Raw genomic sequence first — 14,348 nt, forward strand, 5'->3', positions numbered from 1 at the left:
CGGTCTTGAGTCAGCCTACTTGCGGACCGTCACGAACACCGGGTTCGAATAGAACCACAGGTCGTTGTAGTTGCGGGCGTTGATGGCATTGAAGCGGGCCGCGTTATCAGCGAAATCCACCTTGGCGTCCGGCAACGGTTCTCCCGCCGCCGTTTCGCCTGCCACGTCCACTCCCAGGTTGGTGCCTCGCAGGCGCAGGTATTGGCTCTTGTCTGCCGTCACCGTCGTCGTGATGACGTTGTAGCCTTCGGCGTCCACCTTCCAGTCGGCGCGCGTGAAGCGGGCCAGCACGCGAGTCGTGGGGTTCGTGTCGCTGTTGTATTCCGGGCTGCCAGCCGTTGCGCGCGCACCCACCTCACCCACAATCAGGTCAATGTGATTGACCGTGGGTTTGACGTACGTGGGGTTGCCGCTTTCGATCGGATACTCGTAGTTGTTGCTGTCCGGGCTGCGAAAGCGAATGGTGACTTCGACCTTTTCATCCTTGGCCACCAGCAGCTCACCGCCCATATGCACGGCGCCTGCCGCGCCCTTCGCTTGGAAGTCCAAGGCGTTGATCAGGTCGCCGAACACGCCAAACACGCGGCCGCTCTTCAAGCCAGCCACCACTGATGCCGCGTCCTTGCCGTCTTTCCACACGTGGGTCTTGGCGTATTCGCCGGGGGCGTAACCGCTGCTGTACAGCCCCGAGGCGGTGCGGAAGTGAAAGTCCGAATCCGCCACCGTCCAAATGCGGCGGCCTTCGCCCAAGAGCGCATCCCAAGTGCCGCCCAGATTCGCCACCAGATAGTCCACGCCGCCGTAGGTGCGGTTGGGCAGGAAGGGCGCGGTGTACGCGGTTGCGTAGCCGCCGCGGTCCGGTTCCATCTGGTTGCCGACCATGCCTTCGATAGCAAAGAAGACGGTGGGCGCCAGATCGTTCATTTCGCGCAGTTGGGCGACCGTGTATTTGCCTGCATAACGCGACGGATGGTTCAGCAGCATGTAGCTGTCGGGATGCTTGTCGCGCAGCCATTTCAGTGCGGCCAGGGAGTCGGCATGCGTGGTGAATGCGCGAGTTTCGCCGGCCAGGCGCGACACCAGGAGCGGGTCGAACAGGGCAGGGTCGCGATTGGTGAACAGGTATTCAAATTCGGCCACGGCTTCCAGCGATTTCGCTGACTGCGGATCGTTCATTCCAATACCGATGTTGACGTGATCATGCGTGGGCATGTCCCATTCAAACGACGAGAAAATGATCTTCCCTGCGTACCGGCCCGCGGCTTGCGCTTGCTTGATGAACGGCACTTCGTACTGCGCCATGCCTTGCGAAAACGGGATGGGGCCGCCCGCCAATGTGACGCCGGTATGGTCGCGGCCGGACAGGCGCAGGTGGTTCGAAATCGCGGCCCAGTCGAGCTTGTAGCGGTCGAATGCCTGGTCCAGCGCGCTTTCCAGGGTGACTTGCGCGTCGTCGGACTGGGCCGTGTGCACGTGCAGGTCGCCCGTGGTCCAGGCGCCGGTGATGACTGGCGGCTTCTCCACCACCGGAGGCGTGGGGTCGATTACCACTGGCGGGGCGGGCGGTGCGGCTTCATCGTCATCGTCGCTGCCACCGCAGGCGCTCAAAAGGGTGACGCAAGCCAGCGACAACGGCATGATGGCCCGCCGCAAGCGGGCTACTTCGAACTGCATGTGAAACACTCCAACGTCCAGCGGCATGCGAAGGCATGGCCGCAAAGCGACGAACTATGCCGCTTGCGAGTGACGTAGGAATGACAGCCGCGCGTCAGGTGCGCCGGTTGCGCCTGACCGGGCTTTGTGCAGGTTATTTCTTGACGGGTCCGGCTTCCGCCAGCGCCTGTTTGATGATGGCGTTGGCTGTCCAACGCACAACGTCGGTGAGCTCGGGCAGGTCCAGTTTCCAGATGTCTTTCAATACCAGGAACACTTCGGTGCCGTACACCAACGACAGGGCTTGCGCCACGCGGTCTTGCTGGGCGGGTGTCAGGTCGGCGGCCAGCGGCGCGATGGCGCGCTTCAATATATCGACCCGATGGCCGCGCACCAGACGCGGTTCGGCTGTGGCGCGTCCGGCGCTGGCCTCGGCATGCTGCTGCAAAGACACCATGACGGCGGCTCGAAGCGGAGCTTCGTGCGATTCCAGCCGGGGGTAGGCAAAACGCAGCAACTCGTCGACACGTGTGGCGGCGTCCTTCGCTGTGGAGTCCCATGCCAGTATCGGCCCCAGGCTTTCGTCAACCACCGCCGCGATCAGCGCGCTTTGGCTCGGAAAGTAGCGATACGCCGTGGCACGTGAGACCTGAGCATGTTCCGCCAGTTCGGCCACCGAAGGCGTGATGCCCTGCGCCATCAGGCGCTGCGCAGCGTCGAGCAAGGTCTTGCGCATGCGAGCGCGCGGGCCGTGCGGAGGCTCTCCGCTGGCCGCCGCCTGCGGACTGGCGGGGGCGATCAGGCGCGTGACTCCGCCGGTAGCGGATGTCGTTTTAGCGGCAGGGAGGGTTTGACGTGAGACTGGTGTCTCAGTATGATTCTTTCGTCTCATTTCTAGATTCTACAGGCCTTGCGGCCTCACATATCGAGGCGCGCACCGAGTGTAGCCGCCCGCGGAGGAGTCATGACGCATTCGAATCGGCGGGTCTTTGTTGCCGCCACCTACGACACCAAGGGCCACGAAGCCGAATACGTGGTGAATCTGCTCAAGCGCGACGGGCTGGAAGTGGTGTCGGTGGATGTGTCCACCACGGGCGCCGCCAGCGCGGCGCAGGTGCAGGCGCGCGATGTGGCCAAGTGCCATCCCGATGGCGTAGATGCCGTATTTACCGGTGACCGCGGCACGGCGATTGTGGCCATGGCATTGGCGTTTGAACGCTACGCCGCGGCCAATGCCGATATCGGCGCCATGCTGGGTCTGGGCGGCTCTGGCGGCACGGCTCTGATTACTCCCGCCATGCGCGCGTTGCCGATCGGCACGCCAAAGCTGATGGTCTCCACGATGGCATCGGGCAATGTCGCGCCCTATGTCGGCCCGTCGGACATCGCCATGATGTATTCCGTGACGGACGTGGCCGGCCTGAACCGGATTTCGCGCCGTGTGCTGGCCAATGCCGCCGGCGCAATCGGCGGGGCATTCCGCCAGGCTGCGATTCCGGCCGAAGACGATAGCCGACCAGCTGTTGGCATCAGCATGTTTGGCGTCACCACCGCCTGCGTGCAGCAGGTGACGCCTTTGCTGGACTCCAGCTATGACAGCCTGGTGTTCCACGCCACGGGCACGGGCGGGCAGTCAATGGAAAAATTGCTGGACAGCCATTTGCTGACTGGCGTGCTGGATCTGACCACAACGGAAGTCTGCGACTTTCTGTTCGGCGGCGTACTGGCGTGCACGGAAGACCGTTTCGGCGCTGTGGCCCGAACTGGCGCGCCCTACGTGGGATCGTGCGGGGCTCTCGATATGGTGAATTTCGGCGGTCTGGATACCATCCCCGAACGCTATCAGGGCCGCAACTTCTACCCCCACAATCCGCAGGTGACGCTGATGCGCACCACCGTGGAAGAAAACACCCGTCAAGGCGAATGGATCGCCGCCAAGTTGAACCGTTGCCACGGGCCGGTGCGTTTCCTGATTCCCGAAGGCGGTGTTTCTGCGCTGGATGCGCCCGGGCAAGCCTTTTGGGACCCCGAGGCCGACGCCGCGTTGTTTGCCGCCTTGGAAGCCAATCTGGTGCAGACGGCGAACCGCCGCCTGGTGCGCGTGCCGTGCCACATCAACGACCCGCTGTTCGCCAAGACGGCGGTCGCACAATTTCTTGAAATCGCTAAACACTAAGGACCGCTGTCATGCCGCGTTTTGACCGTAACGAGCTATTGGACAAGTTTCGCGCCATGGTGCGTGCCCGCACGCCGATCGTGGGCGGCGGCGCGGGCACGGGGCTGTCGGCCAAGTGCGAAGAGGCGGGCGGTATCGATCTGATCGTGATCTATAACTCGGGCCGCTACCGCATGGCGGGCCGGGGTTCACTGGCCGGGCTGCTGGCCTATGGCAATGCCAACGAGATCGTGGTGGACATGGGCCGTGAAGTGTTGCCCGTTGTAAAGAAAACGCCGGTCCTGGCTGGCGTGAACGGCACCGATCCGTTTTGCGACTTCGATGTGTTCCTGGATGACCTGAAACGCCAAGGGTTTTCCGGGGTGCAGAACTTTCCCACCGTGGGCCTGATCGACGGCAACTTCCGCGCCAATCTGGAAGAAACAGGCATGGGCTACGGGCTGGAAGTCGACATGATCCGCCTGGCCCACAAGAAGGGCATGCTGACCACGCCTTATGTCTTTAATGAAGACGATGCAGTGGCCATGGCGAAGGCGGGCGCGGATATCATCGTCGCGCATATGGGGCTGACCACCGGCGGTTCAATCGGGGCCGAGACATCGCAGACGCTGGATGGTTGCGTGACCGCCATTGACCGCATTGCCGAAGCGGCGCTGGCGGTGCGGCCGGATATCATCGTGCTGTGCCACGGCGGCCCCATCGCCACGCCCGAAGACGCCGCCTATGTCTTGCGTGCTTGCAAGCATTGCCACGGTTTTTATGGCGCCAGCTCGATGGAGCGCCTGCCCACCGAACAAGCGCTGACCGCAGCGACTCGCGAGTTCAAAAACCTGACTTTCTAAGAGGGTCCCTATGCCGCACACCGTACATGTCAGCGCTGTCATTCACGCGCCGCTCGCGCAGGTCTGGACGATGTTCCGCAATTTTGACGGTCTGGCCAGTTGGCATCCGGGCATCGCTCAGAGCCGTCTGGAAGCCGATGGCCGGCATGACGCGGTGGGTAGCGTGCGGTATCTGACGCTTAAGCCTTCGGGATTCGTGCGCGAGCAATTGCTGATGCTGGACGATCCCAACACGGCGTTGCGGTATTCCATCATCGAGACCGATCTGCCGATGCGCGACTACATCGCCGGCGTCTCGTTGCGGCCCATTACCGAAGGCGGCCATACGCTCGTGGAGTGGTGGGCAGACTTCCGCGTGGAAGGCGCTGAGTTGAGCGATGTGGCCAAGGCGGTTGGCCAGGGCGTGTTTGCGGCGGGGCTTGCCGCGCTGGACGAGAAACTGCGGAGCCGCTGATCCACCGGCTAGTCTTTCAGCGTTTTGGCACTGGCTGGCACGCGTTTGCACCCGGCAGGCAAGACCGCGATGCGCAGAAAATCGTGCAGGGCGCGAATCAGCGCCTGCGCTGCCGGACTCAAGGGATGCTCCTTGTGCCGGATGATGCAAACAGTTCGTACGACGGTTGGCCTCGATAGCAACGCATAAGACAGCCCTGGCTCCATGACGCGTCCGGCTGCCAGCGCTGGCAGCAGCGCAACCCCCAGGCCCGCCTTCACCAACGCAGCCTGCGATGTGGTGCTGGACGCCTCGTAAAAGGGCGCGCCCGCCTCGATAGGCAGGTCCGCCCGGCCGCGCAGCAACGCCATGATTCCTGTTTCGTCCACCACGCCCACCAGCTTGCGCTGGGCGAGATCGGACCAGCGCATGGTGCCGTCGCGGGCGGGACGCAGGCTGTCATCGTCGCTGCGGTACAGCACGCCAAAGCGATCTTCCAGCAAAGGGTCAAAGCGCAATCCGGGGGCATCGGCCCAGCGGCTGGTCAGGCCGAAATCCACTTCCCGCGCGGCAACCTTGCGTTGGATGCTGCCAGAGTTGTCATCGCTAAGATACAGCCGCACAGCTGGGTACTGCGCCGCAAAAGCAGTCGCGGCAGGGGCGATGATGTGCGTGATGGCGGATGGCGCCGCTGCCACTCCCACGCGGCCGCGTTCCAGTGCGCCAAAGCGCACCACGTCTTCGATCACCCCGTCAAAATCAGCCAGCAGCCGCATCACACGGGGCAGGAATTCTTCGCCCGCCGCAGTCAGCAGCACACGCCGGCTGGTACGTGCAAACAACTGAGTGGTCAGCGCGTCTTCCAGTTGGCGCACCAGGCTGGTGACCGACGACTGCGTCTGAAACAGGCGCTTGGCCGCATGGGTGAAGCTGGATTCCTGCGCCACCGCCACAAAGGCGGTCAGGTGCTTGAGGGTGACGTGCTTGGGCAGGCGATTCATTTCAAATAACGATAGATGGATCAATAAAAACAATTTTTACAGATTGATCGCGCGGACGATACTAGGGCCTTCATCTAGGCAGGGCAATCATGCGGCAGGACAAACTGGATCTGATCATTGAAGGCGGCTGGGTCATCGACGGGCTGGGCGGCGCCAGAAGGCGCGCCGATGTGGGCGTGGCCGGAGACCGAGTGGCGGCCATCGGCGATCTGGCAGACGCAGAGGCAGTGCGCCGCGTGGATGCGCGCGGCAAGATTGTTGCGCCGGGATTTATCGACGTGCATGGTCATGATGACCTGATGTTTGTTGAAAAACCCGGTCTGGAATGGAAGACCAGCCAGGGCATCACGACCGTCGTAGTGGGAAATTGCGGCGTCAGCGGCGCTCCCGCGCCTTTGCCTGGCAACACTGCGGCGGCGCTGGCCTTGTTGGGCGAGACTCCGCTGTTTGCCGATATGCAGGCCTATTTTGACGAACTGCGCGCACAGCAGCCGATGATCAATGTGGCGGCGCTGGTGGGCCATGCCAATCTGCGCCTGGCCGTCATGGCCGATCCGACCCTGACGCCGACCGCAGACGAGCAGCAGGCTATGCAACGCATGCTGGCCGATGCGTTGGAAGCGGGGGCGGTGGGCTTTAGCACCGGGCTGGCGTATCAGCCGGGCGGTGCGGCGCAACAGGCTGAACTTGAGGGTCTGGCTCAGGTGGCGGCGGCGCACGGCGCTCTGCATACCAGCCACATCCGCAACGAAGGCGACGAGGTCGAAGCGGCCGTGGACGAAGTCCTTTCCGTTGGACGCAACAGCGGTTGCGCCACGGTGCTGTCGCATCACAAATGCATGATGCCGCGCAACTGGGGTAAGAGCCGCGCAACGCTGGCCAATATCGACCGGGCGCGGGCCCAGGGCGTGGAGGTCGCGCTGGACATCTATCCGTACCCGGGCAGTTCCACCATCCTGATCCCGGAACGCGCCGAAATCATCGACGACATCCGCATTACGTGGTCGACGCCGCATCCGGAATGCAGTGGCGAATATCTGAGCGATATCGCCGCGCGCTGGGGCTGCGATAAAACGACTGCGGCGCAGCGCTTATGTCCGGCAGGCGCTATCTACTTTGCGATGGACGAAGCCGAAGTCCGGCGCATCTTTCAGCATGAGTGCTGCATGGTGGGGTCGGACGGTCTGCCCAACGACGCGCATCCGCATCCCCGCCTGTGGGGCAGCTTTACGCGGGTGCTGGGCCGCTATGTGCGCGAGGCCGAGTTGCTGACGCTGGAAGCGGCGGTGGCCAAAATGACGTCTTTGCCCGCGCGCGTATTCGGGCTGGCGGGGCGTGGACAACTCAGCGTTGGGGCATGGGCGGACATCGTGGTGTTTGATGCGGATACGGTCGCAGATCGCGCCACTTGGGAAGCGCCCACGTTGGCGTCAACCGGCATCGAGCAGGTGCTGGTCAATGGGCGGCAGGTGTTCCCGCCCCAGGCAGACGGGGGCCGGCCTGGCCAGATTCTGCACCGGACGCCGCAGGGCGGCAAAGCACCGGCGTCTCAAGCTGCGGCTCGCACCTTGGCAACGCCTGAAGCGCCGGATTCAATTCAATAACAACAGCAACGATCACTCAGGAGACAAACCCCATCATGATCAGAAAAACTTGTGCCGCCTTGGCGCTGGCGGCAGCGCTGCCCGCTGCTCACGCCGCTTTTCCCGACCATCCCATCACCTTGATCGTGCCGTTCCCGGCTGGCGGGCCGACGGATATCGTCGGCCGTGTGGCCGCGGCGAAAGCAGGAGAGATCCTGGGCCAGCAGATCGTGGTGGAAAACCGTACCGGCGCGTCGGGCACCATCGGCATGGCAGCTACGGCGCGTGCCAAGCCTGACGGCTATACGGTGGGCCTGGCCACGGTCAGCACGCATGGCACGGCGCCGCATCTGTTCCCCAATCTGGCCTACGACCCGGTCAAGGACTTCACGCCTATCAGCAACCTGGTCACCAGCCCCAATATTCTGAGCGTCAATCCGAAGTTCCCGGCTCAGACGCTGGCCGATTTCGTGGCGCATGTGCGCGCGAACCCGAACAAAGACGGCTATGCCAATGCCGGCGCAGGCGGTGTGAATGATCTGGGCATGATCTGGTTCTTGCAGATCGTAGGCGGCAAGATGAACAGCATCTCGTATCGCGGCTCGGCGCCCGCGTTGACCGATACCGTGGGCGGCGTGGTGCCGGTGATTTTCGACAACTTCCCCTCGTCGTTGCCGTACTTGAAGAGCAAGCATCTGCATGCGTTGGCAATTACGGGCACGGCGCGCAATCCGCGTTTGCCGGACGTGCCTACGTTTGCCGAGCAAGGTTATAAGGACTACGACGTCACGGCCTGGTACGGCGTGGTGGGCCCGGCCGGTATGCCGGCAGACGTGCGCGACAAGCTTGCCAAGGCGTTTGCAGAGGCTGTGCGGGACCCGGCCACGGCGGCCAAGATGGAAGAAACCGGGGCGTTTCCGTTGGGCAACACGCCTGCGGAATTTGGCGAGCAGATCCGCACCGAGCGCGACCGCTGGAAGACAGTGATCGATGCGGCGCAGATTAAATTGCAATAAGGGTTTTTGTGACATCCGCGCGGACTGCATTTGGGCCGCGCGGTAGCCCTCGCTTAGTACACGTCGCGCCGGTAACGGCCGCTGTGTTGCAGCGACTGCAGGCGCACGTCGCCCAGAATGTCCTGCAGGGCGGCGTCGACGCCGCCCGCCATGCCTTGCAGGCTGCCGCAGACATAGATGGCGGCGCCGGCGTCTACCCAGGATCGCACGCGGTCAGCCTGTTCCCGCAGCAGATGCTGCACATAGCGCCGCGTCTCTTGGTCGCGTGAATAGACGGCGTCCACGCGTTCCAGCGTGCCGTCTTCTTGCCACGCGGCGATATCGTCATGACAGAACGCGTCATGCGCCGCATTGCGTTCGCCAAAGATCAGCCAGTTGCGTGATGGGCCTTGCGCGCGGCGAGCCTTGATCAACGCTCGCAGGCCGGCCAGGCCTGTACCGTTGCCCACCAGAATCAACGGGCGGCCATCGTCCGGCGCATGGAAATTGCGATTGGTGCGTACACGCAGATCTATCTCATCGCCCAGCCGGGCGATATGCGTCAGCCAGCCGCTGCCCACGCCCAATCCGCCGTCAGCGCTGCGCATCTGCCGCACCAGCAACTGAATTGCGCCGTCTTCTGGCAGAGAGGCAATGGAGTACTCGCGGTGTGCCAGCAGTGGTCCGCCGCGTGTTTGCCGGGGACCTATTTCGGCGATATCGCCGGCCTGCCAGTGGGACTGGCCCGATGCGGGCGGCGTCAGGGTCAACAGATAGCATGGGCCGCCCAGGCTGTCCGGGTTCAGGCATACGCGGCCAGCCAGGCGCCACGGTTCGTAGACGGGCGCTTGCCAATCGGGCAGGTCGCTGCGGCCGGCCAGCAGACCCAGGTGATGCTGCCAATGGCGCAGCGCGGCAGGGTCGCCATTGTCGACGTCGACCAGATCGAACAGCGGCGCAGCGCCTTGGGTATGCAGCCAATCATTGAGCCGATGGCCAAAGCCGCAATACTGGGCGTACTCGCTGTCGCCCAGCGCCAGTACGGCGTAATGTGCGCCTGCCAGTGCCGGGGCGCCGGTGGCTGGCCCCTGCATCTGACCGGCAAAAGACGCGGCGGCGTCGGGCGGATCACCTTCGCCATAGGTGCTGACGATGAACAGCATGCGGCGGTAACCGGCCAGGCGCGTCAGGTCCAGCTGATCCAGCGCGGCGACTCGCACTGTCAGGCCTCCCGCGCGCAGGGAATCCGCCGTTTGCGCGGCCAGGGATTCTGCATACCCCGTCTGGGTTGCAAAGGCGACCAATAGCGTGTCGTCGGCCGCAGGGGTGTTCAAGGCTTGCAGCGCCAGCGCCTGCTGCGTGTCATGCCGTCGGGCGCGGCGCCATGCCCACAGGCACAGCAGCAGCCAGACGCCCACCACGCACGCCGCCGCGATCAATCGGGTCAGACTCATGACGTCAGACTCATGGGGTCAACGGGAAAGCGCCAGCGCCTGAAACGCCGGGGTGGCAATGACGCGATAGGCGTCAGCGTCGCGCAGGATGAACAGGGCGGCCAGATCGTGGCGGCGGGCATAGACCAGACCATCGGTCTCGCCCAGCACCGTCAGCACCGTAGCCAGCGCATCCGCCTGCATGCAACCGGGATGCAACACGCTGACAGATGCCACGTTGTTGCGCACGGGACGTCCGGTGCGCGGATCGATGGTGTGGGCGTAGCGCGCATCACCTGTGCCCGCATGGCGCCGGTAATCACCCGAGGTCGCAATGCTGCGGTCTTCAAGCGGCAGCGCCATGGCGTGGCTGTCGCTGGCGTCGGGCACTTCAATTGCCACGCGCCAGGGCTGACCATCAGGCCGCTTGCCGCGCGCGCGCAGTTCGCCGCCGACTTCCACCAGATATTGCGTCACGCCCAGCGCATCCAACGCCATTCCCGCGCGGTCGACGCCGTAGCCTTTCGCGATGGACGACAGGTCCAGATAAACGCCGCCGGGCTGGTGCGCGGCTTGCCGTTCGGTATCCAGCTGCACGCGTTGCCATCCGCACCTGGCGCTTGCTGCTTCGATGACGCCAGCAGACGGGGGTTCAAAAGCGCGTTGATGCGGCCCGAATCCCCAGGCGTTGACCAGCGGCCCCACGGTGGGGTCGTAAGCGCCGCCGCTGTCTTCTGCCAATGCCAGCGCATGGTGCAGCACATGGAAGAACGCGCTGGGCAAGATCTGCCAGCCGGCGGTTGCCTGGTTGTAGCGCGTGATGTCCGAGTCCGCTTCCCAGGTGCTCATCTGGGCGACGACTTCGTCCAGCGCGGACTGGATGGCCTGCCGTGCCGCGTCTTCCGTGCGGCCGGCGGGCAGCGCCAATCGCGCCGACCACGTGGTGCCCATGGTCGCGCCCGCAAGCGCCGCCAGCGTTGCTTGCGCGGCTGGCATGGCGCCATAGGCGACGCGGACGCTGGGCGCCGCGGCGCCGCGTGGGGCGTAGGAAGGAGGGGTCGGCACGCGCCAGCAGCTGCTTAGGGTTGCAGCACTTCAACGGTGCCGGCGTACGACAAGCGGCGCTTCTTGGCTTGCGGCACGCTGACCTTGTCGTCTTCCATGCCAGCTTCGATCCAGAACAAGCCGGGCTGCGGCCACTTCACCGAGAATTTGCCGTCTTTATCTGTCTTCAGTTCGATCTCGCCGACCTTGTCGCGATAACGGCTGCCGCCGGGCACGACATTGATCTTCAGATCAGCGGCGGGCTTGCCGTCCAGCAGCATCTGGAAAGTGGCGGATTCGTCCGTGAACAAATCGTTGGGGTGCGTGACGGGCGCCAGTTCCAGGCCGCGTCCCACCGGCTTCACGGCCGTGGGCTTGCCCGCGGTCACAAAGGTTTCGACGCGGCCCAGGCTTTGCGAGACCTCAAGCTCTTCCGCCTTGGCAGGCACGGCCTGGGCCATGCCTTCAACCTTGCCGAAGTAACGCTTGTTCTTGCCGTCTTCTTTCCAGCGCGCAAACACGCCGTCGTTGACGACAGCCACGCGGTAGGTCCCGCTTTGCTTGAGTTGCAGGTCAAACGTGCTGCGCAGCTTTCCGCGATTCAGGTTTTCGGCTTCGGCGGCAGTGCCATCGGGAGCTACGACCGTCAGGCCGTCCAGGCGCAACGGCGCATGGTTGAAGTAGAACTTGTCATTGCCGACGGCGGCGTCGACGGTGATCCAGCTATCCGTGCCAGACAGCACGGTCGACGACGGGACGATCCAGACGTCGTGAGCCTGGGAGGCAAAGGGCAGGCTCAACGCCAGGGCGGCGGCCAGTTTGATGGCGGATTTCATGGGTGCGCTCCTTGAAGGCTTGTTGAAGAACATCAGGGTTTCAGGTCGAGGGCGATGGCGCCCAGTTCGTGTTCGCCGCTCGCCGTCAGTTGCTCGGCCTTTTTCGGCGGCCACTGGAAGGGAATGCGGACCAGTTCGCGGCCGCCCACTTCGCGGGCGGCTTCGACCACGACGGCATACTCGCCAGGCTTGAGCGTGGCCAGCGGCTTGCTGGCAGCGTCAAAGCTCAGGGCGTGCTTGCCGACCGGTTTGGTAGCGCCGCTGACGCCGTCCACCGGAAACTGCTGATTACGGCCGCTGCGGCGCCACCATTGGCGCATGTCTTTCAGCCATTCGGCGCCTTCGTTGTTTTTCTTGGCCACGTCGTACCAGACGGCCAGATCGGCGGCCACGCTCTGGTCCGCTTTTTCGATCCAGACCGCGACATAAGGGCGGTGGTATTCGGCCACATCCAGGCGCGGTACTTCAATGGACAGGCCGATATCGGCCGCATTGGCCGTTCGGGCGATCAGGCCGGCCACCAGGGCCGGCAACAACAATTTACGCATGGAGATCTCCAGGGGCGGATCGATGAAATCAGTGAATGAAGAGCAGGGCCAGCACAACCGGGATCACGATGCCCAGCCCCACCATGGGCCAGGTCGCGCTGCGGTTGCCGGCGTGCATCTTGAGCAGGACAAGACCGGTCAGGGAAAAGACCAGACAGGCCAGTGCGAAAATATCCAGGAACCAGCTCCAGGCCAGGCCGGTATGTCGGCCCTTGTGCAGATCATTCAGATACGAGACCCAACCGCGGTCGGTACGTTCGTATTCGACTTCGCCGCTGGACCGGTCAATCGACAGCCAGGCGTCGCCGCCTGCGCGTGGCAGCGACAGATAGACCTCGTCAGCCGACCATTCAGCAGTTTTTCCCGCCGTGGAGGCACCCAGCGCATCGTCCAGCCATTGGGCGACAGGGGCAGGCAAGGGCGCCTTCTTCTGGCCGGCCGCTACGGTCAGCTGCTTCAGCACGGGCTCCGGCAGTTGTGCCTGATGGCTATTCACCACCGCCTTGGACTCTATGAGCGAGGCGTTATTCAGCGTCAACCCGGTAATGGCAAAAAGCAGCATTCCCAGCAAACAAAGCGCCGAGCTGATCCAATGCCATTGGTGCAGCGTTTTAAGCCAATAGGCGCGCCGCCGAGGGGTGGTTTGACTGTCCATGTGAGCTTCTGTTGGAAGCCGCGGATTCTAACATTTAATGAGAATTACTCTTATAAAAGGCCCTGTTCCGCGGCGAAGGCGATTTCAATCCATTACTGAATGCCGGATCTGGCGCGCGGGCCAAATCGTGACGCTCGCGGCAGTGCAGGGATAAGATAGGCCTCGCGTTACAACAACCGGAGGGCAACATGATTGAGCCGCAAGTCGTGGATCACATTGGTCGTCATTGGGGTTGGGTCGCTTTGCGCGGCGTGGTTGCCATCCTGTTTGGATTGATGGCGCTGTTCATGCCGGCCATCACTCTGTCGGCGCTGGTACTGGTCTGGGGCGCATTTGCCCTGGTGGATGGCGTGCTGGCGCTGATTGCCGGCGTACGCATCCGGGATAAAGGCAAACCGCTGTGGGCGCTGATCGTCGTGGGCGTGCTGGGCGTGGCCGCGGGTATCGTTACCTTCCTGTGGCCGGGGCTGACTGCCTTGTTTCTGCTCTACATCATTGCCATCTGGGCGTTGGTGGCAGGGTTGTTCCAAGTCATTGCCGCCATACGGTTCCGCAAGGAAATCCGCAATGAATGGCTGCTGGCGCTGTCGGGCGTGGTGTCGATTCTGTTTGGCGGCATGCTCATCATGCAGCCCGGCGCGGGCGCATTGGCGCTGGTCTGGGTGATCGGCATCTACGCCGTGTTTTTCGGCATACTACTGCTGGTCTTTTCCCTACGGCTCAAACAGCACCGCCTGCCCTGAACCCAATGTCCGCCTATCAAACCCTGATTCCCCTGAATTTTCTGGCCGTGGGCCTGGGCGCTATTTTGGGGGCCTGGGCCCGATGGCTTGTCAGTCTGTGGCTGAATGTCGAATCCTGGCCGTGGGGCACCTTCGCCGTGAATCTGGCGGGTGGTTATATGGTGGGGCTGGTGCTGGCGCTGGTGGCGGCCCATCCGGAATGGCCGGCCTGGGTCCGGCTGGGCGCGATCACCGGTTTCATGGGCGGGTTGACCACCTTTTCGACATTCTCGGCCGAGACCGTGGCGATGCTGGAACGCGGCGCCTACGGCAGCGCATTGAGCTACGCAGGTCTGAGTCTTGCGGGTTCTTTGCTGCTGACGGGCGCAGGCATCGCTACTGCCCATCTGTTGCGCTGATCAGCGCG

General features: G+C 63.5%; 15 protein-coding genes. 7 read left to right on the forward strand and 8 right to left on the reverse strand.

From position 1 onward, the window contains the following. Positions 1–15: 15 nt before the first annotated feature. Complete coding sequence (locus tag RAS12_RS02470) at positions 16–1,674, reverse strand: CehA/McbA family metallohydrolase domain-containing protein (RefSeq protein ID WP_306944920.1); 1,659 nt, start codon at positions 1,672–1,674, stop codon at positions 16–18. Positions 1,675–1,807: 133 nt separating this feature from the next. Next, positions 1,808–2,455: a TetR/AcrR family transcriptional regulator gene (locus tag RAS12_RS02475; protein ID WP_306951261.1), complete on the reverse strand. Its 648-nt coding sequence runs from the start codon at positions 2,453–2,455 to the stop codon at positions 1,808–1,810. A 162-nt stretch (positions 2,456–2,617) separates the two neighbouring features. Between RAS12_RS02475 and RAS12_RS02480 the strand changes: the two genes are divergently transcribed. The 3 genes from RAS12_RS02480 to RAS12_RS02490 are packed head-to-tail and all read left to right on the forward strand — an operon-like array spanning position 2,618 to position 5,125. Continuing rightward, complete coding sequence (locus tag RAS12_RS02480; protein WP_306944921.1) at positions 2,618–3,829, forward strand: Tm-1-like ATP-binding domain-containing protein; 1,212 nt, start codon at positions 2,618–2,620, stop codon at positions 3,827–3,829. 11 nt (positions 3,830–3,840) lie between these two features. After that, a complete protein-coding gene (locus RAS12_RS02485) occupies positions 3,841–4,671 on the forward strand; it encodes a phosphoenolpyruvate hydrolase family protein (RefSeq protein ID WP_306944922.1) in 831 nt (276 codons plus the stop codon). 10 nt (positions 4,672–4,681) lie between these two features. Next, positions 4,682–5,125, forward strand: coding sequence for an SRPBCC family protein (locus tag RAS12_RS02490; RefSeq protein WP_306944923.1), 444 nt, complete (start codon positions 4,682–4,684; stop codon positions 5,123–5,125). An 8-nt stretch (positions 5,126–5,133) separates the two neighbouring features. Here RAS12_RS02490 and RAS12_RS02495 read toward each other — a convergent pair whose 3' ends face one another. Beyond that, complete coding sequence (locus RAS12_RS02495) at positions 5,134–6,105, reverse strand: LysR family transcriptional regulator (RefSeq protein ID WP_306944924.1); 972 nt, start codon at positions 6,103–6,105, stop codon at positions 5,134–5,136. An 89-nt stretch (positions 6,106–6,194) separates the two neighbouring features. Between RAS12_RS02495 and RAS12_RS02500 the strand changes: the two genes are divergently transcribed. Both RAS12_RS02500 and RAS12_RS02505 read left to right on the forward strand, forming a co-directional pair. Continuing rightward, entirely contained in the window at positions 6,195–7,709 is a 1,515-nt protein-coding gene (locus RAS12_RS02500) for an N-acyl-D-amino-acid deacylase family protein (protein ID WP_371321242.1), read from the forward strand. 35 nt (positions 7,710–7,744) lie between these two features. Continuing rightward, on the forward strand, positions 7,745–8,704 hold the full coding sequence (locus RAS12_RS02505; RefSeq protein ID WP_306944925.1) for a tripartite tricarboxylate transporter substrate binding protein BugE: 960 nt from the start codon (positions 7,745–7,747) through the stop codon (positions 8,702–8,704). A gap of 53 nt (positions 8,705–8,757) precedes the next feature. Here the strand turns inward: RAS12_RS02505 and RAS12_RS02510 are convergent, their stop codons facing one another. The 5 genes from RAS12_RS02510 to RAS12_RS02530 form a co-directional block, all read right to left on the reverse strand. Continuing rightward, positions 8,758–10,137 carry a sulfite reductase subunit alpha gene (locus RAS12_RS02510; RefSeq protein WP_306944926.1) on the reverse strand — a complete coding sequence of 460 codons (1,380 nt, stop codon included), beginning with the start codon at positions 10,135–10,137 and terminating at the stop codon, positions 8,758–8,760. 18 nt (positions 10,138–10,155) lie between these two features. Continuing rightward, the gene (locus tag RAS12_RS02515; protein ID WP_306951266.1) at positions 10,156–11,112 is read right to left on the reverse strand and encodes an FAD:protein FMN transferase; all 957 of its coding nucleotides are present in this window, start codon (positions 11,110–11,112) and stop codon (positions 10,156–10,158) included. 83 nt (positions 11,113–11,195) lie between these two features. Then, entirely contained in the window at positions 11,196–11,996 is an 801-nt protein-coding gene (locus tag RAS12_RS02520) for a DUF4198 domain-containing protein (protein WP_306944927.1), read from the reverse strand. Positions 11,997–12,028: 32 nt separating this feature from the next. Beyond that, on the reverse strand, positions 12,029–12,544 hold the full coding sequence (locus tag RAS12_RS02525; protein ID WP_306944928.1) for a DUF2271 domain-containing protein: 516 nt from the start codon (positions 12,542–12,544) through the stop codon (positions 12,029–12,031). 28 nt (positions 12,545–12,572) lie between these two features. After that, positions 12,573–13,199: a PepSY-associated TM helix domain-containing protein gene (locus RAS12_RS02530; RefSeq protein ID WP_306944929.1), complete on the reverse strand. Its 627-nt coding sequence runs from the start codon at positions 13,197–13,199 to the stop codon at positions 12,573–12,575. Between the two features lie 188 nt (positions 13,200–13,387). Between RAS12_RS02530 and RAS12_RS02535 the strand changes: the two genes are divergently transcribed. Both RAS12_RS02535 and crcB read left to right on the forward strand, forming a co-directional pair. After that, on the forward strand, positions 13,388–13,942 hold the full coding sequence (locus RAS12_RS02535; protein ID WP_306944930.1) for an HdeD family acid-resistance protein: 555 nt from the start codon (positions 13,388–13,390) through the stop codon (positions 13,940–13,942). A gap of 5 nt (positions 13,943–13,947) precedes the next feature. Beyond that, positions 13,948–14,340, forward strand: a complete 393-nt coding sequence (gene crcB, locus RAS12_RS02540) for a fluoride efflux transporter CrcB (protein ID WP_306944931.1) — start codon at positions 13,948–13,950, stop codon at positions 14,338–14,340. Positions 14,341–14,348: the final 8 nt, after the last annotated feature.

Source organism: Achromobacter seleniivolatilans, assembly GCF_030864005.1.
GTDB classification, from domain to species: domain Bacteria; phylum Pseudomonadota; class Gammaproteobacteria; order Burkholderiales; family Burkholderiaceae_B; genus Achromobacter; species Achromobacter seleniivolatilans.